This is a genomic window from Paenibacillus woosongensis, from assembly GCF_030122845.1.
Classification (GTDB): domain Bacteria; phylum Bacillota; class Bacilli; order Paenibacillales; family Paenibacillaceae; genus Fontibacillus; species Fontibacillus woosongensis_A.
On record NZ_CP126084.1, the window covers coordinates 1330072 to 1350739 of the forward strand.

22 protein-coding genes and 1 pseudogene are annotated in these 20668 nt (G+C 41.1%); 21 read left to right on the forward strand and 2 right to left on the reverse strand.

The features are described 5' to 3' along the window. The first annotated feature begins 10 nt into the window (after positions 1 to 10). From QNH46_RS05755 to QNH46_RS05775, 5 genes are all read left to right on the forward strand, one after another. A complete protein-coding gene (locus QNH46_RS05755) occupies positions 11 to 466 on the forward strand; it encodes an immunity protein YezG family protein (RefSeq protein ID WP_283927254.1) in 456 nt (151 codons plus the stop codon). 344 nt (positions 467 to 810) lie between these two features. Further along, positions 811 to 987 carry an SMI1/KNR4 family protein gene (locus tag QNH46_RS05760; protein ID WP_283927255.1) on the forward strand — a complete coding sequence of 59 codons (177 nt, stop codon included), beginning with the start codon at positions 811 to 813 and terminating at the stop codon, positions 985 to 987. Continuing rightward, a complete protein-coding gene (locus QNH46_RS05765; protein WP_283927256.1) occupies positions 971 to 1231 on the forward strand; it encodes an SMI1/KNR4 family protein in 261 nt (86 codons plus the stop codon). The genes QNH46_RS05760 and QNH46_RS05765 overlap by 17 nt, the downstream gene beginning before the upstream one ends. Positions 1232 to 1267: 36 nt before the next feature. Continuing rightward, entirely contained in the window at positions 1268 to 1750 is a 483-nt protein-coding gene (locus tag QNH46_RS05770) for an SMI1/KNR4 family protein (protein WP_283927257.1), read from the forward strand. A 403-nt stretch (positions 1751 to 2153) separates the two neighbouring features. After that, entirely contained in the window at positions 2154 to 2660 is a 507-nt protein-coding gene (locus QNH46_RS05775) for a hypothetical protein (protein WP_283927258.1), read from the forward strand. A 309-nt stretch (positions 2661 to 2969) separates the two neighbouring features. Here the strand turns inward: QNH46_RS05775 and QNH46_RS05780 are convergent, their stop codons facing one another. After that, a complete protein-coding gene (locus QNH46_RS05780; protein ID WP_283927259.1) occupies positions 2970 to 3194 on the reverse strand; it encodes a helix-turn-helix domain-containing protein in 225 nt (74 codons plus the stop codon). A gap of 387 nt (positions 3195 to 3581) precedes the next feature. Here QNH46_RS05780 and QNH46_RS05785 point away from each other — a divergent pair, with 387 nt between their 5' ends. The 8 genes and pseudogenes from QNH46_RS05785 to QNH46_RS05820 all read left to right on the forward strand — a co-directional run bounded on the left by QNH46_RS05785 (position 3582) and on the right by QNH46_RS05820 (position 12283). Then, complete coding sequence (locus QNH46_RS05785; protein WP_283927260.1) at positions 3582 to 3875, forward strand: DUF6809 family protein; 294 nt, start codon at positions 3582 to 3584, stop codon at positions 3873 to 3875. A gap of 163 nt (positions 3876 to 4038) precedes the next feature. Further along, on the forward strand, positions 4039 to 4998 hold the full coding sequence (locus QNH46_RS05790) for a pentapeptide repeat-containing protein (RefSeq protein WP_283927261.1): 960 nt from the start codon (positions 4039 to 4041) through the stop codon (positions 4996 to 4998). Between the two features lie 5 nt (positions 4999 to 5003). Further along, on the forward strand, positions 5004 to 5522 hold the full coding sequence (locus tag QNH46_RS05795) for a hypothetical protein (RefSeq protein WP_283927262.1): 519 nt from the start codon (positions 5004 to 5006) through the stop codon (positions 5520 to 5522). A gap of 7 nt (positions 5523 to 5529) precedes the next feature. Beyond that, positions 5530 to 6243 carry a DUF4280 domain-containing protein gene (locus QNH46_RS05800; protein WP_283927263.1) on the forward strand — a complete coding sequence of 238 codons (714 nt, stop codon included), beginning with the start codon at positions 5530 to 5532 and terminating at the stop codon, positions 6241 to 6243. Between the two features lie 25 nt (positions 6244 to 6268). After that, positions 6269 to 9469 carry a hypothetical protein gene (locus QNH46_RS05805; protein ID WP_283927264.1) on the forward strand — a complete coding sequence of 1067 codons (3201 nt, stop codon included), beginning with the start codon at positions 6269 to 6271 and terminating at the stop codon, positions 9467 to 9469. A 36-nt stretch (positions 9470 to 9505) separates the two neighbouring features. Continuing rightward, complete coding sequence (locus tag QNH46_RS05810) at positions 9506 to 10027, forward strand: hypothetical protein (RefSeq protein ID WP_283927265.1); 522 nt, start codon at positions 9506 to 9508, stop codon at positions 10025 to 10027. An 831-nt stretch (positions 10028 to 10858) separates the two neighbouring features. Beyond that, positions 10859 to 11788, forward strand: a pseudogene (locus QNH46_RS05815) (ADP-ribosylglycohydrolase family protein). 261 nt (positions 11789 to 12049) lie between these two features. Next, positions 12050 to 12283, forward strand: coding sequence for a hypothetical protein (locus tag QNH46_RS05820; RefSeq protein ID WP_283927266.1), 234 nt, complete (start codon positions 12050 to 12052; stop codon positions 12281 to 12283). A 411-nt stretch (positions 12284 to 12694) separates the two neighbouring features. Here QNH46_RS05820 and QNH46_RS05825 read toward each other — a convergent pair whose 3' ends face one another. Then, positions 12695 to 12922 carry a helix-turn-helix domain-containing protein gene (locus QNH46_RS05825; protein ID WP_283927267.1) on the reverse strand — a complete coding sequence of 76 codons (228 nt, stop codon included), beginning with the start codon at positions 12920 to 12922 and terminating at the stop codon, positions 12695 to 12697. Positions 12923 to 13203: 281 nt separating this feature from the next. Here QNH46_RS05825 and QNH46_RS05830 point away from each other — a divergent pair, with 281 nt between their 5' ends. The 8 genes from QNH46_RS05830 to QNH46_RS05865 all read left to right on the forward strand — a co-directional run bounded on the left by QNH46_RS05830 (position 13204) and on the right by QNH46_RS05865 (position 20667). Next, positions 13204 to 13491, forward strand: coding sequence for a DUF6809 family protein (locus QNH46_RS05830; RefSeq protein ID WP_283927268.1), 288 nt, complete (start codon positions 13204 to 13206; stop codon positions 13489 to 13491). A 74-nt stretch (positions 13492 to 13565) separates the two neighbouring features. After that, positions 13566 to 13973, forward strand: coding sequence for a hypothetical protein (locus QNH46_RS05835; RefSeq protein WP_283927269.1), 408 nt, complete (start codon positions 13566 to 13568; stop codon positions 13971 to 13973). Positions 13974 to 14278: 305 nt separating this feature from the next. Next, positions 14279 to 14785, forward strand: coding sequence for a hypothetical protein (locus QNH46_RS05840; RefSeq protein ID WP_283927270.1), 507 nt, complete (start codon positions 14279 to 14281; stop codon positions 14783 to 14785). 349 nt (positions 14786 to 15134) lie between these two features. Then, entirely contained in the window at positions 15135 to 16349 is a 1215-nt protein-coding gene (locus tag QNH46_RS05845) for a threonine synthase (protein WP_283928358.1), read from the forward strand. 74 nt (positions 16350 to 16423) lie between these two features. After that, on the forward strand, positions 16424 to 17992 hold the full coding sequence (locus QNH46_RS05850; RefSeq protein ID WP_283927271.1) for an ABC transporter substrate-binding protein: 1569 nt from the start codon (positions 16424 to 16426) through the stop codon (positions 17990 to 17992). Positions 17993 to 18015: 23 nt separating this feature from the next. After that, positions 18016 to 18945 carry an ABC transporter permease gene (locus tag QNH46_RS05855; RefSeq protein WP_283927272.1) on the forward strand — a complete coding sequence of 310 codons (930 nt, stop codon included), beginning with the start codon at positions 18016 to 18018 and terminating at the stop codon, positions 18943 to 18945. Continuing rightward, complete coding sequence (locus QNH46_RS05860) at positions 18942 to 19853, forward strand: ABC transporter permease (protein WP_283927273.1); 912 nt, start codon at positions 18942 to 18944, stop codon at positions 19851 to 19853. Before QNH46_RS05855 ends, QNH46_RS05860 begins: the two co-directional genes overlap by 4 nt. Positions 19854 to 19860: 7 nt before the next feature. Continuing rightward, a complete protein-coding gene (locus QNH46_RS05865; RefSeq protein WP_283927274.1) occupies positions 19861 to 20667 on the forward strand; it encodes an SDR family NAD(P)-dependent oxidoreductase in 807 nt (268 codons plus the stop codon). Position 20668: the final 1 nt, after the last annotated feature.

Genomic DNA, 20668 nt, shown 5'->3' on the forward strand with positions numbered 1-20668 from the left:
GAAGAAAAGTATGAAAGAGTTTGAAGATATGTTTAGTGAATTGCAAGCCGATATGATATCTATATGTATGGAATATGTTGAAGATAGAGCCGATAAAGTGTTTGTTTATGCTTCGTGTGAAGAAGGAGTTATTTCTAGCAGCTTCTTTTATTTGATTAACAATAAGTATGTAAAGCCTCATAAATTGAATGATGCATTAGAAGATGGGGAAGTAAGATATGATGTTTCTACAGAACGAGGGTTTATGGTATTAGATATCATCAATGATAATGTCGAAAAAATTAAAGTATTATGTAAAGAATATGAAAGAGAAATGCCAACTGAGTTGAAATTAATATATGATGTTAAGAGTGGTAAGTTCCAGGCAGAATACAAGTATGATTTAGTATACACAAATGATGATGTAAAAACGGCCCATCATATTGCTAATGAATGGTTTGAGGATGTTCAGAAAACTAACCTTTAAAACTGGTTCAAGCTATATCGGCTATAGTATTATTTTAGTTCAGTATTAATTTGTTCGATTACTAGTGTATGAACATTTTTCCTTATAACATTAATTGAACAGGTCGATTATGGTAACGTACTTCCATGATTGACCTCTTTTTGATGTTTTTTTGCGGTCTTTTCAGTTAGGGAGCGAACTTCTTGAGGATGCTAAGCAGGCGTTAAAACAGGCTAAAGAGGGTCTCATAAGATTCTGTAGTAACGAGCTTCTCCAAGAACACTATGAGCCATTATACGACCACTAGGGGGAGAAGATGGTAGGACAGGAAAACTCAAAAAAGTTATATTGGAGATGTTGAAGAGATGAAACAAGTAACTTGGCTTTTTACTGATGAACAATTAAACGAGAATGATATTATTACTATGGAGAATTCACTTGGTGTGAAGTTTCCTGAGGACTACAAAAATTGCATTAAAAAATACAATGGTGGTTATCCTGAACCTAACATTTACTATTTTAATGATGGAGGGGATTTTTGAAAGTTTATTAAGTTTTACAAGTGAATATTCTAATATAGAAGTCGTACATGAATTAACATCTTTACCAGAGAATATTATTCCTTTTGCAAGGGATCCTTTTGGAGGGTTAATTTGTTTCGATTATCGTCCTAGTAACGACGTTCCTGTAATTGTTTTCTTTGATGAGGAATTAGAAAATAATAATATTACATTTATTTGCGAATCTTTTTCTGAGTTAATTAATAGATTACTTATTATTGAATAGTGTCCATAGATATAAATGGAGATGAGGGATAGTTACATGAAAAAATTAGATTTTGAACATACATTTAAATCAATTAGTATTCAGGACATAATGAATTTTGAAAAAAAATATAATATATCTCTTCCTGAAAACTATCGAGAGTTTTTATTGATGAATAACGGTGGTAAAACAAAACAGAGAAGATTTGAAACCAATGATTTAACTAAAGAAGGAAAAATAATATCCTCAATAAAACTGTTTTATCCACTCTCTAAAGAAAACGAAGTTAATCTTGAAAAGATGTTTGTTGACTTTAATTTAGGGCAAATAGTACCTAATAAATTTCTGCCTATAGGGAGTGATCCAGCGGATAATTTAATCTGTTTATCAATAGAAAGTGAAGATAAAAATAGCGTTTATCATTGTGATTTGGACTACTTGGAGGAAGATGGCGAATTAAAAACAGAATATATTAGACTAATATCTCGGAATTTTAAAGAATTTATCAATAGCCTATATATTCCAAGTCAAATGAAATAATGAATATTGTATCTGTATGAAAATAATATATAGCAGGTTACCCAAGTTTCAAAATAATAGATTAGAAAATGTACAGACCAGCTATGGTTAGATACCACCATGATTGGTCTGTTTTTTTGATAGTAAAGTGGTGGATTAAAAACAATTGCTGTAATTGCATAAAAAGTAAAAAGTAATTTAGTCTTGAGAGGGAATGTAAAAGGGTCGCTTCACTTTATAATGGCACATAAACCAGGAAGTATATCTAAAATGGGCTATGGAGATAAACAGCTAACAAGATGAAGCAATTAGAGTTATCCAGTCCTACTGTTAGTAAAACTACTGTTGGTATAAATTCACTTGATATCGTCAAGAATGAGAAATCTAAATTATTCTCCATTTATTACTAAGTAAGGAGGCTTACATGCTAGAGATTAATAGTTACTTACTTCACCCTGATGCAAAAACAAAACAATGGGATGAAATCAGAGGTCAACCTTCAATTTTTTTTATTAATATTAATGAGGAAAGGGTAAAGGATATCTTAAAATTTATTGATCCTCTATATATTGAGGGTTCAATTGAAATTAAATATTATGGACAAGAAGTAATGGGAGTTAAATACTGGGATTTGATTGATCAGCTTTGGAGTTACTTTATAAACATGCTTGAAGAATACAAGGTGTCTGGCAGAGCAGAAACGTATTTTCCTGATATGCCAGTAAAAATTGAGTTAATAACATTACAACATGGAATGATTAAATTTGTAATATCTGATAGTTCCTTTGTCTTGCCAGAAAAAGAGTTTTTTTCTGAAATATTAAATAGTGCTACTTTCTTCTTTGAAAAAATGCAAGATTTGTTTATTAATTCAGACTATACACATGATCTAGAAAGAATATTAAACTTAAAGGAAACATTAATTTATTAGATTCAGTGAAGTGGCTACTTAGTGCAAATTGAATCCATTATTCAACAAATAACATATATAATCCCTGTAACACCCGTATAAAGATTTTTCTCCAGTTCGTTTGTACGCCCATCAATACATGAAATTTTGAAACATAAATAATTCCGATACATTGAACAGGTCGATTATGGTCAGATCCACCATGATTGACAGACCCGTTTTCCCTCATCATTACTAGTAATAAAATTAATAAAACAGGCTCAATTATGGTACATACTACCATGATTGAGCCTGTTTTATCAGCCAAGTATAACGAACAAAACAAATACACTACTTATCTGCAGACTCATCACCCTCAACGGAAACAATAAGTTGGTCCACTGTAATATCCAAAGTCTCACAGATTTTCTCTAAAGTACGTATATAAACTCTATCAACAGAATCAGAACATAGATGGTTAATAGTAGGGTGGCGAATTCCCATTCTCCGGGCAAGCTCTCTTTGGGAGATGCCTTTCTCGGCAAGAATTTCTTTTAATCGTAATCGGATTTTCATATGCATTCCTCCGAGTTATTTCATAACAATAATAATATCATGATTATCATGAAAATGCATTGACTGGTAGTCTTAACCGTACTATCATTGAAGTGTGGTAGTCATAAGAGTAACAACGAGTGATTTAATTTTGAATTGAGGAGGTGTTAACAGTAAAATTTGAACAAATATCTAAGGGTACCGTTGAAACTTTCTCTAGTAATAGGATTCGGAAAAGCAAACTGGAATAGTAAAAGTTACATGATCATGAATAAAAAAGGAAGCGGCCCCCTACCAAAAAGCGCCGCTTCCTTATCGCAATTGCCTGAGAGGCAGACTGCACACTTACTCTACCATGTGCGAGTCTTTCTTTCAACGTATAATCCAGTACGAAAGGAAGATTGAAAAATGAAAAGCATGCTGGAAGCCTTATTTTATGGCGATATCCGCCCGGAAGAGCAGGTAGTTCCAAAAAATCCTGATTATCGTAGTATAAGCAGAAGGCTATCCGAAGCTATGGAACTGTGGAAAGAGAAACTATCTTCCGAAGATTTCAACCAACTTGAAGAGATGCTCGATTTACGCAGTCAGTCGGAGTCGATATATGCTTCAAATACTTTCATAAATGGATTTCAGCTTGGGGCATTAATTATGATGGAGATATATACGGCTAAGGAAGATCTTCTGCAGGATATAAAGTAATTACAATATTAACAATAACGGTGTACTAATAGCTTGTTCCTACTTTGTTTAGTATGGAACAGGCTATTTTTTATGAGGAATAACGTGCTGGAAATCAACGGCGAGTCTATAGTACCAAAATTATCGGTGCCAGTATGCTGTTCAACTGCAAAACCTCAAGCTGATGAAAAAATGCTGCGTTATTAAAATATCATTGCTGCGTACCCGACTTTTTGAGGGGCATGCGGAGTATATGCTGGAAGTTTTTGATCACGAAACTTTAGGTAGTACTAAGATTTCACCTTATAGATATGAGGCAAGGTGGGTTCATGACTATTTCAAGGCTTGGAGTCAAGCTTGTGAGAACAAACGGAAGGAGTATATGGGAATTATTCCGCCGCAATCGTTGGATTACTGGAGAAGGGAGCAAGTAGATCCATTTCACGTGTATATGGTTCATGCCGTGCGGCATGCTGTGGATCGTTTGATTAGCCTCCCCTCTTACCAGGAGCTTGCTAAAGATACGCAATTCGAAATCTGTGTAGGCGAGTACGGGGACATTGACTTAAGCGAATCCGTTTATTGCTGCAACAGCCGGCAAAAATCATCGACTGCCTGTAAACAGTGGTTAGATAAAAAGATGGAACATGAATATGTCTATGAACATATTGCGGGTGTAGATATTTCAAATGGCAATTACGAGGGGATTCAGCTCAATTTCACGAGACTTGAGAGAGTTAAGCTTTCAGGAAGTCATTTACAGAGCAGCTATTTATTAAGCAGCAAATTCGAATCGTGTGATTGCTCAGAAGTTGATTTTTACGGCAGCGTCATGTTCGATGCTTCCTTTCGAGAATGCAACCTGGAGCGAGCTTGTTTTGACGAAATTACCGGTGGCCGCGACGTTATGAACGAAAACTATGGACTCATGTTTGGCATTCATGGCGTCCAATTCCAAGGCGCTAATTTGCGAGCAGCGAGTTTTCAAAATGCGGTTATCGCTGGTGATTTTAGAGGGGCTCTGCTGGAGGGAACCGATTTTACCGGAGCAGATCTAGCGGGAAGCACGATGTTAAGCCGTGATCAATCTCTAGTCTCACTATCTGAGAGCCAGCGGCAATCAATCGTTTGGGTAGAGGAGTGAGCAGATTGGAATATTTTATCCTGGAGCAGGATCGTAGGTTAGGCAGCTTGGATGGGATGATCACTTTTTCAGAGCAAATGAAGCAGGGTTATGAGTTCGCCAAAGATGAGGAAGTTGTATTTGTCAATTCGTCAAAGGCATTGGAATATGGATGCATTTTGGAGAAGCCTGATTTACTTGTTTCTGATGAAGTATACCAAATTCTGAACCGATATGAGCGCGGTTTAGCTCATAAGAAGGTCATTGTGATAGATATGGCGCGTAATGGTCAGATACATTATTATTTTCCAAAGTTCACGGAAGTACCTTGTAGTAACCAAGAATCTGTCAAGAAAAATGCTGAGGACACAGAGAAAATAGATCATTTTACGGTAGATGAAAAGCTTATTGAGGGTTTAAGCATGTTCAAGCTGAAATTTTTCCGTAAATCCTACTTGGTTGTGCGACTTGATGTGGCGGAAGGAATGCTGCGGACAAGCTTGTATGGCTTAAATGTAAGAAGAATTCTTATTAATGGCAGGTGAATGAAAAGTGGATAAAATCTACACGAGCTTTTTAAAACAAAGCACGATAAGTGAATTAATGAACGCCCCTTGGAGGACGGAAAGCAAGCGGGAAACCTATGTAACTCGAGGAGCTTACATGTATTGTACGATGGGAACCCATGAAGAAGTGCTAAATCAGCTTGAACCAAACGGCGTGTATATTAACCAAAATAAGATGATGACCGTAAAAGATTGCGTAACGTCAAAATCAGAAGAAAAAACCTTTCGGGGATTTCCGATTGAGGAGCTTAAGGGTGAAATGGATGGAAACTTTTATTCTTTTGGTTTTTGTCGAAGCCCGCAAAATCCAATGAAAATAGCCCATGTGGCGACAGGAGATTCGGGACCAAGTTATATATACAACTACGATCCAGATACCAAGGTTATGCCTCCTCCTGAAGAACAATATAAAATTTTCCCATGTGTTCCTAAATTGATTCCTCACTTAAAGACAGGACCAATAGGATTTGATGAGGGAATGAATACTTCTGTGAAGAGGGTTCCTAATCTTGTAGAAATCATGTCGAGTTTAGCCAAACTTTCGGAAGGGGTAGAGTGGGACAACGGAAGTTCAAATGTCATGATCGATGGAGTACCCGCACTTACCACAAAGTCATGTTTAACTTGCAAATATGGAGGGAAGATTCAGATCTTAACGAACGGAATGGAACCAACGCCTCCCGAATTTCTAGAAAGATAATATCTTAAGAAAGGAGGCAGTTAACATGAAATTATGGCGTGATATAGATGGTTTTCAAATTGAACTGCCATATGATCTATCAACTGTCCGTAGTTTCCGGATTGTTCGCAAATTTAATGATCATGCCCGTTGTTATATTTCAACAACCATGTCTGAGGAGCAAGCCGACTTATGCTTAAGAAATGGTACGTACCGAGATAGCTTGCTTATTCGTAAATCTACCGAGCAGGGGAATGAGTACCTGTTTGCAGGCGGAATCTCCAATATCGATATTCAGATGGAAGATGGTATTCCGCATGTGACCATAGAAGGGTTGTCGCGAACCTTTGAAATGGATCGCCATTTGGAGAGCCGTTCTTTTCAGAACAAATATCTGACTTATACGGATTTGATTCGGCAGATTGCCCATCTGTATCCCGGAGGGGATGCCCAGAATGAAGCGACGTCCCCCGAAGCGACGATTGGTCAGCTCATCGTGCAATATGAAGAGACGAATTGGCAGTTTTTAAAAAGACTGGCATCGCGGATCGGTACGGTAATCCTTCCCGATGTAGTTATGGATGCGCCTCGGGTTTATTTTGGTGTACCTGATTTCTCTTGGGGTAAAGTTATCCGGTCCCATCATTATTCGATCATTAAAGATCGGGAGAACTTTCTTGATATTCAAGCAAATTCGGACGTGAGTTCAGCCTTGGGGGAATCCGACTTTGTCAGTTACCGGGTACATACGAACCAGTACTGCCAGGTGGGGGACAACGTTTCCTTTAAGGGACAGATGTGGGTGGTTACGGAGTCCGTGATTACCTATGAGTCTGGTTTAATCTATTATGAGTATGTTCTGGTACAGCGAGCGGCACTTCGGCGTAAGGTAAGAACGAATCGTGCCATCCAGGGAGTTGCCCTTGAAGGACGCGTTATGAAACGCGGAAACAACATGGTTAAGGTACATTTGGATATTGATCATGACCATGACGAACGAGGAAATTGGTGGTTCCCGTATTCGCCAGAAGGCAATAACATCTTCCACTGCATGCCGGAGGAAGGGGCGCGCATCAAAGTTTATTTTCCAGAGGGAACGGAGAAAAAGGCGATTGCCATCAATTCGGTACGGGGGAAAAGCGAAGAGATGAAGTCGCGCACCGTCTTCCAGAAGCCGACCACAAAGGTGTTTCACATGCCTGGAGCGGCGAAGATGGAACTTGGTGAAGACGGTGTGTTATTCGAGAAAAATACCGTCAGTTTAACTCTAGATGGGAATAATATTTCATTAAACGCTACGGAATCAATTCTCGTAGTAGCGTCTGATGAAATCGAACTAGGTGGCCAGAATGTGCCAGAGCATATTAAGCTCGTGGCTAATGAGACGATTACCTTCTTCACGAACACGGAGCATTATATGGAAATCCGGCCGGAATATGTGGGGATTAGAGGAAAGAAAGTGAATTTCGAGAGAGTCGAGATGGACTTTCTGGACATGCTTACGGATGAAGAGCTTGAGAAGTTGTATGTGGATAATGAATTAGAGGTAGCTAATAAAGAAAGAAAAAAGAATCGAAGATATTCTAACGGATTTTCTAAACCGGCTTATCATTGGACGGAAGAAGTTCAACAAAAAATTTCAAACGATGCCATTGCTCGATTACAAAATCCGAAAACTAGAGAAAGTGCTAAGGAATCATTAAAAGCGCTAGGTGAAGACGAGCTACAGAGGCGCTATAAAGAAAAGTTCATCGCATCCCCACCTAAGCCAAAGAAAAAGTCGAAAAAGGAAAGAGCCCAAGAACAGCAAGAATATGCGGAGTTTTATCAAGACTACATAGATATACGAAGTGGTAAGAAGGCACCGCCTAAGCAGCCAACCTCCCCATGGAAAGCTGTAAAGGAACAACTACCGATAAAGGAATTGAAGGCTCATATAGAGAATCAATCTAAAGATAATGAGATTTTACGGGGACTTGTGGATGTATCAAAAGCATTATCTGGTTCGGTAGAAAAATGGGGGGATCGTTGGGAGGAGCAAAGAGAGGAACGTCAATTAAATGAGCTAATTCCGCTGGTACCAGAATATCTTAGCAAATTCCCGGATGAGGGAATTTATCTTTCACGTTTTACCTTTGGGGAGCTTGTAAGAAAGAAGCAAAAAATGATGGCAGAACTCAACTTAATGTTTGGAGTCGTAGCTGTCGTAGGCGCTTTTTTCACCGCAGGAGGCTCGTTGTATCTATTAGCTATAGCCAACGGGGTTTGGGGCGTTGCTCAAATTGGTGTTAGTACCATGCAACTGAGGGATTTAAATGATGGAGTAATTACAGAGGCAAGCTTCCTTGGAATCAATCAGGAAATGCTGGATGTGACGGGGTTAATGCTAGGAGTGGTGGATTTAGCGGTACTCGGAAATAGTCTGTTGAAAGGGGCAAAAGGGACTTTTAATGCTAAGTACGTGAAGGGCGTTAACGACATATCTCCACCAAAAACTAAACTATGGAGTGAAGCTCGGAGGAAGTTGGATGATCAACTTGGAAGAGCAGTTGAAGAAGGCAAATCTTTATTGAGTGAATATAGTAAATTAATTAATCGGAAAAACTACGACTGGGTGCCTGTAGGCCAGCTTGACACCGGTAATGGTACAGTTGGAGGATTTAAACAACTTGTCCGTACTGGTGATGAGCCGCTCTTCATGTTTTCTAAGGGGACGGGAGAAGTTCCACATATTAAACCAATTGAACCTAGAGGAGAGCCTATAAAATTTGAACCTGTTCTTAAACAGGAAAAACTGGCTCAAAAAACATATGATAGGTTAAGAGGATCAGGATTGGATATGAATGAACTTGAGGTTTTCTCCAATAATACTGGTCTTAGTTTGGATGAAGCTATTGAACTAAAGAAGCATCTTTTTTTAACGGAACATGTTAATATGCCGGATCCTGTTTCTGGAAAGTATTATTATACAGGTTATTTTCATCCGGATATGCACATTGCTTATGGATGGGAAAAAGCACTCAAAGGGGAGTTAGCACCTAATGAGAAAGCTTGGTTTAGGCAATTAGCAGACCATGAACTAGCGGAAAGTAAGTTGATGCAAGATGGAATACCATATCGTAAAATTGAATCATGGAATCCAAAAGAGGGATTAACCGGAAAGCCCCCTAATCAAGGGGCTCATGATCTTGCTCCTCCCCCACCTAAGGATTTCCCAGACTTTTCCCCTGACGAGACTTTATTATAGAATTATATGGTATGTTTATTAAAGGAGGATGTCTAATTGAATCAGTTATTTGAAGAAGCTAGAGCTATAATTAAAAGCATTAATTGGGAAAAGGAAGAACCAAATAGACCTTCACACGGAGTATTGCTATATGAGTTCCTAAGGAGAGCCTCTCAATTTTATGATTATATTAATCAAGAACCCGGCAAGAGATTAGCGATTTTTAGTGCTTCAGATATGTGTGGTATAAAGTTACCAATTGATATTTATAAATATTGTGATGAATTAAACGAAATTAAAGATGAGTCGCTGGTCAAATCAGCCTGCAAAAGTTACTTAGAATGGGCATATTTATCTGGTGAGAATGAATCAATAGCGCTTACATTCCAAAATCTATATGAACCGCTTATAAAGTTTTTCAATAGAGGAGGAAGGATAAGATATCACAATGGTGAATTAGTTTATGGATGGGCTTCTCGGGCTAGGATTGTATCTACAGAAATGAGTACGGTTGAACTTGAAGATATCAGCGATAGTACATTGGATCAACTTGATAAAGACTGGAATGAAACAATTTAAGCAATGACTCTTTTTTAAATAATTACTAGTTATTGTTCAGTTTGAAAGCTACTTCATTCAAGAACTACCATCAACGTCACAATGCGAGCTGCCGAATTATGATATCTTTTTATTCGTCGTCAAATTCCGAAATAATACAAACAAAAAGCGGCGGCTATTCAAAAATACCCCATCCAGTGCCAAATGAATCCATCAATTTACCAATAATATAACCCATGTAATACCCGTATGAAGATTTCGTCATTTTGTTTGTACGTACATCAAGTGCTTTAATTTTAAAACCTAATTATCACTATTCCCTTACACTTAACAGGTTGATTATGGTCAAATACTACCGTAATTGACCTGTTTTTTTTGGTTATGTTCGCTTTCTCACAGTTTTTGAAATCAATCGCAACTGTAGCCCTAACGTAATAATATTGATCAGGTAGAAATTTTTATTAGTACAGATTACTGCCAACTGTATGTTTACACTAAATGTGATGGAATGAAATTTATTGAAATGGGGGTCGGTGACTAATGCTGCCTGAGTCAAAAAACAATAAAAAAATGTCTATGACTCAACGATGGGAACTTGATGAAGATATTCAAGCGAATAGTGTTTCCCAGTGTTTTTATTGTACTAATTTAAGAAGTAATGACTGTTGTTTAGCTTTTCCACAAGGGATTCCTAAGGAAATTATAAATAATCTGGTCCTTCATAGATCAAATTATTTAAATGATAATGGAATTAATTTTTCACCGATTGAAGAAAGGTACGGGAAAACTAAATTCAAGCCTTTGAGTAGTAGAGGTACTACTACAATACCCAATAAAGTTTTAGATGGGTTGATGGGGTTTTGTGTTGGAGATGCATTAGGAGTACCGGTTGAGTTTAGTTCAAGAGAAGCATTAAGAAAGAACCCCATTTTAGGGATGAGTGGTTACGGTACTTACGATCAGCCTGCAGGAACTTGGTCGGATGATAGTTCTTTGACTTTTTGTTTAGGAGAAAGTTGATGTAATGGTTATTATATTTCTGATATTGCGGATAAAATGAAAAAATGGTTCGAACAATCATATTGGACCCCGCATGGTGAAGTATTTGACATTGGAAGAACTACATTGGATTCTATAAAGAAATTAATTGAGGGTAGAAATCCTTCAGATACTGGTGGTAAACAAGTTAATGATAACGGTAACGGATCATTAATGAGAATTCTCCCACTAGCTTATTATTTGCAGCATACGGAGGATGAAGAATATAAATATCAAGTTATTCAAGATGTCTCAAAAATTACACATGGGCATCCTAGATCAATTTTAGCTTGTTCAATATATGTTGAATTTGCTGTATTACTTTTAAAAGGGTTGTCTCTTCAAGAAGCTTTTAATGACATGAGAAATAACATTTTGAATTTCTTTTGCAAAAAAGAGCCCTTTTCACATGAACTTGAGTACTTTGAAAGAATATTTACAGGGAACTTAGTGGAACTTGCTGAAGAAGAAATAAACTCATCAGGGTACGTTATAGATACATTAGAAGCGGGTTTTTGGTGTTTATTAACTACAAATGATTATAAAAATGCTGTATTAAAGGCTGTGAACTTAGGTGATGATACCGATACTACAGCTGCAGTGACTGGAGGTTTGGCTGGCATATATTATGGTATTGAGCAAATCCCTATGGAATGGATTAACGAAATAGCTAAACGTGAGAAAATTGTTGAATTAGCAAATAAAATGCATAATGTCTTTAAAAAAAGTAATGATGCGAAATAATTTTGCATAAATTAGGTGACGAGGCTTGTAAAAAACAACAACAAACTCTGAACAAAATAATCAAGTCCATGGTCACGATCTCATTTTAGCCACAATACGAGAAAGCCGCTCGTATGTGGTTTTCTCTTTTTCTGCTAGTAGTGAAAATTAATAGAATTACTGTAGCTATTGGAAGTCGTTATTCCTAGGTATACGCTATGTATTGCCAGATACAGTGGGAAATTTATTAGAAGCAAAAATGATAAAGAGGATTACAACATAATGAAGATAAAAGATCTAGAGCAAGAATTAATAGCAATTAATGTTCCTAAGGATATATATTCGATATTAAAAGGGGGGCTTCCAAATGAACAGTATTGTATAAGTAAAGATGGCGATAATTGGGAGGTGTATTATAGCGAAAGAGGAAACAAATCAGGATTAATAATTTTTGATAATGAAGATATGGCTTGTGAATATTTCTATAAAACAGTGGCGAAATATGCAAAAGGTTAGCATCAAGAAGTTGTCTAATAGTGTATGTTAGTGGAGGGCATAGCCCAAGCAAAGGGACAAAATACGGTTTTACAATACAAATAACAAACTAAAAATTAAAGTCTTAACAAACATACTTGATAGACTTTCAAAAGCTCTTTCCAACCTGAAGTATAAGTAGGAATGAGCTTTTTTGCATGTCACAAACCGGTCTCTTCGTTCTAATTTATCGGTTGGCTTCCTCAGAAGAAAGTCAGAAACTTACAAAAAAAAGATTTTACAGATCAAAAAAGCAACCGGGAGAAGTTGCATCGCTTGAATATTATGGTCCACAATTAGATCTATTTCTTATGTAAGACTGATTGTGTTCGATCTAAGTCCCGTTTTTCTAGTCAACTTAGGTGAGACATTTCCTTTTACTTTGAGATTCCTTTAACGGTAATTAGAGTTGTCAGAGCGTCCTACAAGGTAGTCAAGGCTTACGTCAAAATAATCAGCCAGAGCATAAGCAATATCTAGGCTAGGGATTCGCGTTCCTCTTTCCCAATGACTTACAATAGATCTGTCAACTCCTAAAGAAGTGGCAATGTCTTGCTGTGAGATTGACTTTATAAGGCGTAAATTTTTAAAACGCTCCGCAAAAATTTCTCGATTAAACATAAAACAGCTCCTTGACCGTGACTAAAAGTCACTGTATAATCAAAGTATGGATGGTGACTTTAAGTCACTGTTTGAATGAATACAATGTGATTAATAACTAAACAATGTAAATTTTTAGAGAAGCGAGATAATCATAAGTAAAAAATGAAGCGGCGCACCCTTAGTAAAGAACTCGCCACTACCTCTACGGAACTGCCTGAAAGGCAGACTGCACATTTAATCTATCATGTGTAGGTCTTTCTTTCAAGAAGCCGCGCAATTCAATTGAAAGGAAGAGTAAAATGAAAAGTGTTTTAGAGGCGTTGTATTGTGGAGACATTCGCCCTGTAGAAACGATTGTGCCAACTGATCCCGAATATCGTGCATTAAACCGGAAAATATCCGAAGCCATAAAAACGTGGGAGAAGAAGTTATCAGCAACAGAATATAGTCAGCTTGAAGAATTACTTGATTTGCGAAGTAGGTCTTCTTCAATGTACGCTGAAGCTTCTTTTAATCATGGATTTCAACTTGGTGCACTATTGATAATAGAAATATATACAGCACGGAATGAGTTAGTGGGTAGTTAAGCAGATTAGCTTCAATGTATAAGAAATAATTGGCGAAACACAATTCACATACCAGTTTAAGAGGGGGAAATCTAATGGAATTAAAAGAAATAATGCAGTTGCCTGACATCATGCTTAAGGAGAAAACCGAAGAATATTTTATAAAGTATATTAACTATATTGAAGGGAAGGATAAAGTAAGCAGCCTTGGAGTACTAGAATCATTCTCAGAATTAGCGGATAGGCATGCTTATACATATGAATTATTAGATGATTTATTAAGAAAAAGGGTTGATAATATTGTTCAAACATTATGGGATCCAACTTCAGTTGAATTAGTAGATTTATATTCATCTGTTGTTGTTAATCTAAATTTGAAAGACTGCTATGAACTAATGAGATCTTCACTTACAACTAGATTAAATGATGATGTTAGAAAAATAGTTGAGGAGACTATAGATGAAATTGGGGAGGAAATAGAGCTCCCGTATAAAATGAACTGAAAAATGTAGGATAACTTTCGATTAATTAATAGCGATATATCTAACCATGGGAAGAATACTACATTGGAGACAATAAAGTAAGCTTTATTGGTGAACCTCCAGCATATGATGAATACAGTGAGAAATACATAAAAGAGCATCCTGAAGATCAGGAAAGAGTAGAGAGTTACTTAAAAAGAATCATAAATAGAATAGGTTGTTTGGAAAGGTAATGAAGATAAAATAAAATAAGCCTCGCACACAAGAATTTAAAACACTTAAATGAAGGTCGTCAGGTACTAGAGCGTACTGGAGGTATGAGTAATATGGATTTTAGGGTATCTATTGGTTTTGATTTGCCTAGAGAAGCCTTGCGAAAATTGCTTTACGATATGATATGCGAAGTATTTTTTGTAGAATTAATTAATTATGAAGTGGAAATAAGGGATCGATCTGGTGCTCAACAAGTGAGTATTGGTTGCACTTATTTTTCTCTAAGTATAGATTTAGATGAGGAGGAAGACTATATTAAACGCTTTCGAGAGATGAATCTCGAAGATCATGGAGTGGATACAAATGTTCCTATTAGTATTCAATTTATATCGCGTACTTTTGATATTGGGTGGTTAAAGATGCTTGAAGTTATTGGGAAACTACTGCAGTTGAACGATAAGGATCTGCTTGTTGAAGACGATACTTCTTACCCATTAATAAAAAGGATTAAAGGGGTGTTACAGATCAATAATCATTCGGATGAATATCAAAACAATTATTTGACTAGAGAAAATCTAGAACTATTGAATTATCCTTATGAAGAAGATTTTTGTAGATAGTGAGGTAGATGGAAAATACATAATATGATAATGCATATTTTGCTTGGCGATTGGTGTGCACACGGCAGGAGCCCAACGCAGGCGTAGCAGCCAAAAGGCTGCCAAGCCTGCTCCAAGCTATGGAAATGTATAAATAAATCGATAAAGATCGCTACCGGTTCATTACCGGGGCGATTTTTTTGTCTCTGGTTGGTTCGTTCCCTGCGAATTCTTCACAATCCATATTGACATCAATAATTTAACGTGATAAATTGTTTTCTAATGATTTAGTAAACCGACTTGATTAGTAGGGAAAAGGAAATGGATAGAAATGCTAGCAGGCGATTACATCACGAAGGAAGGCTGGCTTATGAAATTCAGTTACATCAGTCATCTGCATTGTCCCAAATGCCGGGAAAAGTATGAGTTCAATATCATCCAGCAGCTGTGCGCATGCGGTTCTCCGTTGCTCGTTGATTATGATCTTCAGGAGCTTAGGAAGCGCTGGGATCCAGCTGCTCTAGCAGGACGATCCAACGATCTGTGGAGATATCATGAGCTTCTCCCTGTCACCGATCCAGATAATATTGTGACGTTAGGAGAAGGGATGACTCCCTTGCTGCGGATGGATCGCCTTGGCGCAGCGATGGGAATCGGGCAACTGTGGATGAAGGATGAAGGGGTGATCCCCACAGGAAGCTTTAAGGCACGGGGAGCGGCTGTCGGGGTATCCAAGGCCAAAGAGCTGGCGGTACAGGAGCTGGCTATGCCTACTAACGGCAACGCAGGCGCGGCTTGGTCGCTGTATGCCGCCCGGGCCGGAATCCGGGCCACCATTGTAATGCCGGTGGGAGCTCCGGAAATTACCCGTAACGAATGCGCAATTTCAGGCGCGAATTTGTATCTGGTGAATGGCCTGATCAGTGATGCCGGGCAAATTGTCGGGCAAGCGGTTAAGGAATATGGCTTATTCGATGCCTCGACCTTGAAAGAGCCATACCGGATTGAAGGCAAGAAAACGATGGGACTGGAAATCGTGGAGCAGCTTCAGTGGAAAGTGCCCGATGTCATTCTTTATCCGACAGGAGGCGGCGTAGGGCTGATAGGAATTTATAAAGCGCTGAAGGAGCTTATTGAGTTGGGCTGGATCGAGGACAAGCTCCCGCGGCTGGTAGCTGTTCAAGCCGCAGGCTGCGCGCCGATCGTCAAGGCATGGGAGGAAGGCAAGAGTGTCTCCGAGTTTTGGGAGAATTCAGCGACAGCGGCTTTCGGAATCAACGTGCCAAAGGCGCTGGGCGATTTCCTTGTCCTTGAAGCGATTTACGATAGCGGTGGCTGCGCAGTAGCCATTGACGATGACGCGCTGCTGAAGGAACTGGAGACAATCGCAAGTTTGGAAGGGGCGTTCGTCTGTCCAGAGGGCGCAGCCACCTTCGCGGCGGCCCGTCAGCTTAGGGAAGGGGGATGGATTAAAGAAGGGGAGACCGTGATAGCCTTGAATACGGGGAGCGGGATAAAATATCCCGAAACCGTGAAGGTCCAGGTCCCGGTGCTGGAGCCAGGAGCCCGCCTAAGCAGACGATAGCATGGATCGCATGAATCTACGTCTTACAGCCTTAAGAAAGTTATTTACTAAAAGACACTACTGGAGGATTTAAAATGAAAACATCATGGAGAAGCGTACAAAAAACCGCCATTTTAATATTTGGACTGTTGTTTATCATCGCCCTTGCCGGATGCAGCGTTGCCAAGCAAGCGGACAGCAATAAACCCCAGCAGCAGGGTGAAGCCTCAACGGATAGCCGCAAGCTGGTCGTCGATCTCGCCAATGAAGCGGCCAATTTGGATCCGGGGCTGCAGTACAATTTTGACAGCTATGCGGTATACCGGAACATATTTGACAATTTGCTCCGCCGCGATCCAGCGACCAACGAATTTACAGCGGGAGTAGCCGAAGCCTGGAAGCAGGATTCTCCAACGGAGTGGACGTTTACGATTCGCAGCGATATTAAGTTTCACAACGGCGACCCGCTCACGGCGGAGGATGCTGCATTCAGCATCCAGCGCATTCTGGACAAGGAATTTCTCAGCCCGCAGTATGCCAACTTCAATATGATCGCTTCTGCGGAAGCGGAGGGCAATGAGCTTAAGATTACAACAAATGAACCGAGCCCTACGCTGCTGGCGCAGCTCGTCAATTTGAGTATTGTCCCGAAAAAATACGTTGAAGAAGTAGGCAATGAACAGTTTAATTTGAATCCTGTAGGCAGCGGCGCATACCTGTTCGACAGCTGGGCCAAAGGAACGAATATTACGCTGAAGGCCAATGAGGAATATTGGGATGGCAAACCGGAAGTTGCGGCGGTTGAATTCCGTTTCGTGCCGGACCGGGCCAGCCGGGTGGCTGACCTGCTCTCGGGCAAGGCTGACTTCGTATCCGGGGTAAGCCCTGACGATGTGGAGAGCATTCAGAGCAATTCCAATTTGCAGATTATCTCCACACCAACAGAGCGCATCGCATTTCTGGCCTTCAACATGGTAGATGACACACCGACAAAATCAACTGCGGTAAATCAGGCGATTGCTCACGGCATTAACTATGATTCGATTATTGAATCGCTTTTGCAAGGCTATGGCGAGCGGGTTACTCAGGTGCTGACGCCGCTGTCGTTCGGCTACGATCCTAGCATTTCCGGCTTTGACTACGACCCGGAGAAAGCCAAGGAATTGTTGAAAGAGGCAGGGTATGACAACGGCATTACGCTTGACCTGCCTACATCACCGTCATTTGACCAGCGTGTCGTTCAAGCCATTCAAGGCGATCTCGATAAAATCGGCATTAAAGTCAATATTGTCAGCACAGATCACGCCACTTTTCTGAAAAAAGTTCAGGACCCTGCCCGCAAATGGGGCAGCCTCCGTTACGGCATATGGTCTTGCGGCTGCATGGATGCCGACGGTACCCTTCTTCCATTATTCCGTACCGGAACGATCTGGAGCAGCTACTCTAATCCGGAATTCGACCAAGCGGTAGATGCGGCAAGAACGACGACGGATGAGGCGGTAAGAATCGAAAATTATAAAACCGCATTGAACATCCTTCAGCAAGATGTGCCGGGGATCGGATTATACCAGCACTTTGCAATATACGGCGCATCCAATAAGCTGCAGTGGCAGCCTGATCCGCAGGAGAACTTCTTCGTCAAAGATATCAAATGGGTGAAATAAAGGGAGCGTAAGGAGGAGCGCATATGCTTTACGTAGGAAGGCGAATCGTCCAAGCTCTGGTTTCGATTTTTGGAGTAGCTACCATCATCTTTTTCATCCTGCGCTTGACCGGAGATCCCGTACTGCTCATGGTTCCTCAGAACGCAACCGCTGAAGATATAGCTGTGCTAAGGCACGCCCTCGGGCTGGATCAGCCCGTGGGTCTTCAGTATTTACAGTTCCTGAAGCAGATTTTTACGGCGGACCTTGGCTATTCATATATTCAAAATATGCCCGTCCTGGACATTGTGATGGAGCGGATCCCCTATACGATCGATTTGGCGATATCCGCGCTCATTCTGACCGTGATCATTGGCGTGCCGCTAGGGATGATCACAGCGATTTATAAAGGCACATGGATCGAAAAAATATGCATGCCTTTCATTCTGGTCGGGCAAAGCATGCCCGCTTTTTGGACAGGCATCCTTTTAATTATGCTATTCGCGGTGCAACTGAAATGGCTGCCCTCTTCGGGAGCGGAAAATTTACAGTCACTGATTCTTCCTGCCATGACCCTGGCCTCGCTGTCCATTGCTACGGTGGCGAGAATGACCCGCTCCAGCATGCTGGAGCAGCTGGGTCAGGATTACGTGAGAACGGCCCGCTCCAAAGGGGTGGGTATTCCCCGGATGCTGTACCGGCACCTGCTGCGGAATGCCTCTATTCCCATCATTACGGTTATTGGACTGGAATGCGCGAATTTATTGGGAGGCTCGGTCATTACGGAGACGATATTTGCCTGGCCTGGCCTGGGACAGCTGACGATTCAGGCCATCGCGGCAAGGGACTTCCCGCTGGTGCAAGCGGTGGTCGTCTTGGGGGCTGCGGTTTATATTTTCATTAACCTGATTACGGATCTTATTTATGGGTGGATTGACCCAAGGATCAAGCTGGGGAGAGAAACATCACAATGAACATATCACCTACGCCTGCGCCTGATCAGCAGGCTCAAGCCCGTTCACTGGCAGCGAAAGCGAAAGCCCGGCTGCGGAGGCTGGGGACGTTTTCCGTTCTGCCGTTTGCGCTTATCCTGCTGCTTTTCGTTGTTGTAGCATTTCTGCCCGGATTGTTTACGAAGCATGATCCTACGCTGATAGAGCTTTCGCTTCGTCTGAAAGCCCCCGGCTTTGTTGGTCCGGACGGCTCGACCTATTTGCTAGGCACCGATGAATTAGGCCGGGATGTATTCAGCCGGCTCATTCACGGGGCGCGTGTCTCCTTGGTCGTATCGGTGACGGCCGTCTTTATTTCCGGGTTCGTCGGCGGATTCCTCGGAATGCTGTCCGGATATTATCGAAATTGGGTCAGCGCGCTCATTATGCGGGTTGCCGACATATTAATGTCCATTCCTTTTTTGCTGCTCGCGATTTTGACCGTAGCGGTGCTTGGACCCAACTTATTGAACCTGATCATTGTCCTCGGTCTGACACGCTGGCCGAGATATGCCCGCGTAGCTCAAAGCACGACGCTCTCAACGGTGAACAAGGACTTCGTGAAAGCGACAGCCGCTTTGGGTGCTCGCCCGGGCCGGCTGCTCATAAAGCATATTATGCCCGAGTTGATTCCCCCGCTGGTGGTGGTGGCTACTCTGGAGATCGGTCTTATGATTCTGTTCGAAGCCTCGCTGTCTTTCATCGGACTGGGGGTTCAACCGCCTAACCCGAGCTGGGGCAATATGCTGTCTGCAGGAAGGCAGTACGTTTCGACAGCTTGGTGGCTAGCCACGTTTCCGGGCCTTGCCATCTTCCTCATTGTGCTTTCGATTAATATGATCGGAGACGCTGTCAGGGATCGGCTGGATCCGAAAAATCAAAGAAGATAACATCGAGGTGAGCGCATTGCATTTTGAAGGAGAGTTTATTGGTAAAAAGGTGGTCATTACCGGAGCTGCCGGCATTTTTGGCACCTGGATTGCCCAGGCCTTTGCGGCGCAGGGAGCGAAGCTGTGCTTATCCGACATCCGCCATGAGGAACTGAGGGCGATGAGAGAAGATCCGTTGTTACAGGACGCAGAGCTGCTGTTCCATACAACCGACCTGACCCGGGAAGCCTCGATTGCTGAACTGGCTGAGTTCATCGCACAGGAATGGTCTTCGGCAGATATATTGATCAATAACGCCGGAATTTATCAAAGACATAGATTGCTGGAAATGAGCATGGATGAATGGAACGCTTCGATTGGGGTTAACGTTACGGCTCCATTTTTGCTGACACAGCTGCTGGCCAAGCAAATGATCAAGGACGGCAAGCAGGGCTCGATCATCAACATCAGTTCCGGAGCTGCGCTAACCAATCAAATCGGGGGCGGGCATTATTCTACGGGCAAAGCCGCTTTGGCGATGCTGACCCGTTCCTTTGCGCTGGAGCTTGCTCCTTATCAGATCCGGGTTAACGCGGTATCGCCCGGATTTGCTCCAGGCAGCGAAGTGAGCGAGCTGTCCGCAGACTATGTGCAAAATATGATTAACCAAATTCCGCTAGGCCGCACATCCGGTCCGCAGGATGCACCTGCGGCTATTTTGTATTTGTGCTCGAAGAGCGCCTCTTTCATTACAGGGTCTACACTCGCGGTAGACGGCGGCCGTACGGCAGGTACCTTTAAGCGGCCGCAGCCCCAGGACGGGAAGGTGACGTAAA

Bases quoted from the DNA above. Each gene is read 5' to 3' on its own strand.
- QNH46_RS05755 (WP_283927254.1), top strand. From the start codon at position 11: ATGAAAGAGTTTGAAGATATGTTTAGTGAATTGCAAGCCGATATGATA.
- QNH46_RS05760 (WP_283927255.1), top strand. From the start codon at position 811: ATGAAACAAGTAACTTGGCTTTTTACTGATGAACAATTAAACGAGAAT.
- QNH46_RS05765 (WP_283927256.1), top strand. From the start codon at position 971: ATGGAGGGGATTTTTGAAAGTTTATTAAGTTTTACAAGTGAATATTCT.
- QNH46_RS05770 (WP_283927257.1), top strand. From the start codon at position 1,268: ATGAAAAAATTAGATTTTGAACATACATTTAAATCAATTAGTATTCAG.
- QNH46_RS05775 (WP_283927258.1), top strand. From the start codon at position 2,154: ATGCTAGAGATTAATAGTTACTTACTTCACCCTGATGCAAAAACAAAA.
- QNH46_RS05780 (WP_283927259.1), bottom strand. From the start codon at position 3,194: ATGAAAATCCGATTACGATTAAAAGAAATTCTTGCCGAGAAAGGCATC.
- QNH46_RS05785 (WP_283927260.1), top strand. From the start codon at position 3,582: ATGAAAAGCATGCTGGAAGCCTTATTTTATGGCGATATCCGCCCGGAA.
- QNH46_RS05790 (WP_283927261.1), top strand. From the start codon at position 4,039: ATGAAAAAATGCTGCGTTATTAAAATATCATTGCTGCGTACCCGACTT.
- QNH46_RS05805 (WP_283927264.1), top strand. From the start codon at position 6,269: ATGAAATTATGGCGTGATATAGATGGTTTTCAAATTGAACTGCCATAT.
- QNH46_RS05820 (WP_283927266.1), top strand. From the start codon at position 12,050: ATGAAGATAAAAGATCTAGAGCAAGAATTAATAGCAATTAATGTTCCT.
- QNH46_RS05825 (WP_283927267.1), bottom strand. From the start codon at position 12,922: ATGTTTAATCGAGAAATTTTTGCGGAGCGTTTTAAAAATTTACGCCTT.
- QNH46_RS05830 (WP_283927268.1), top strand. From the start codon at position 13,204: ATGAAAAGTGTTTTAGAGGCGTTGTATTGTGGAGACATTCGCCCTGTA.
- QNH46_RS05835 (WP_283927269.1), top strand. From the start codon at position 13,566: ATGGAATTAAAAGAAATAATGCAGTTGCCTGACATCATGCTTAAGGAG.
- QNH46_RS05840 (WP_283927270.1), top strand. From the start codon at position 14,279: ATGGATTTTAGGGTATCTATTGGTTTTGATTTGCCTAGAGAAGCCTTG.
- QNH46_RS05845 (WP_283928358.1), top strand. From the start codon at position 15,135: ATGAAATTCAGTTACATCAGTCATCTGCATTGTCCCAAATGCCGGGAA.
- QNH46_RS05850 (WP_283927271.1), top strand. From the start codon at position 16,424: ATGAAAACATCATGGAGAAGCGTACAAAAAACCGCCATTTTAATATTT.
- QNH46_RS05855 (WP_283927272.1), top strand. From the start codon at position 18,016: ATGCTTTACGTAGGAAGGCGAATCGTCCAAGCTCTGGTTTCGATTTTT.
- QNH46_RS05860 (WP_283927273.1), top strand. From the start codon at position 18,942: ATGAACATATCACCTACGCCTGCGCCTGATCAGCAGGCTCAAGCCCGT.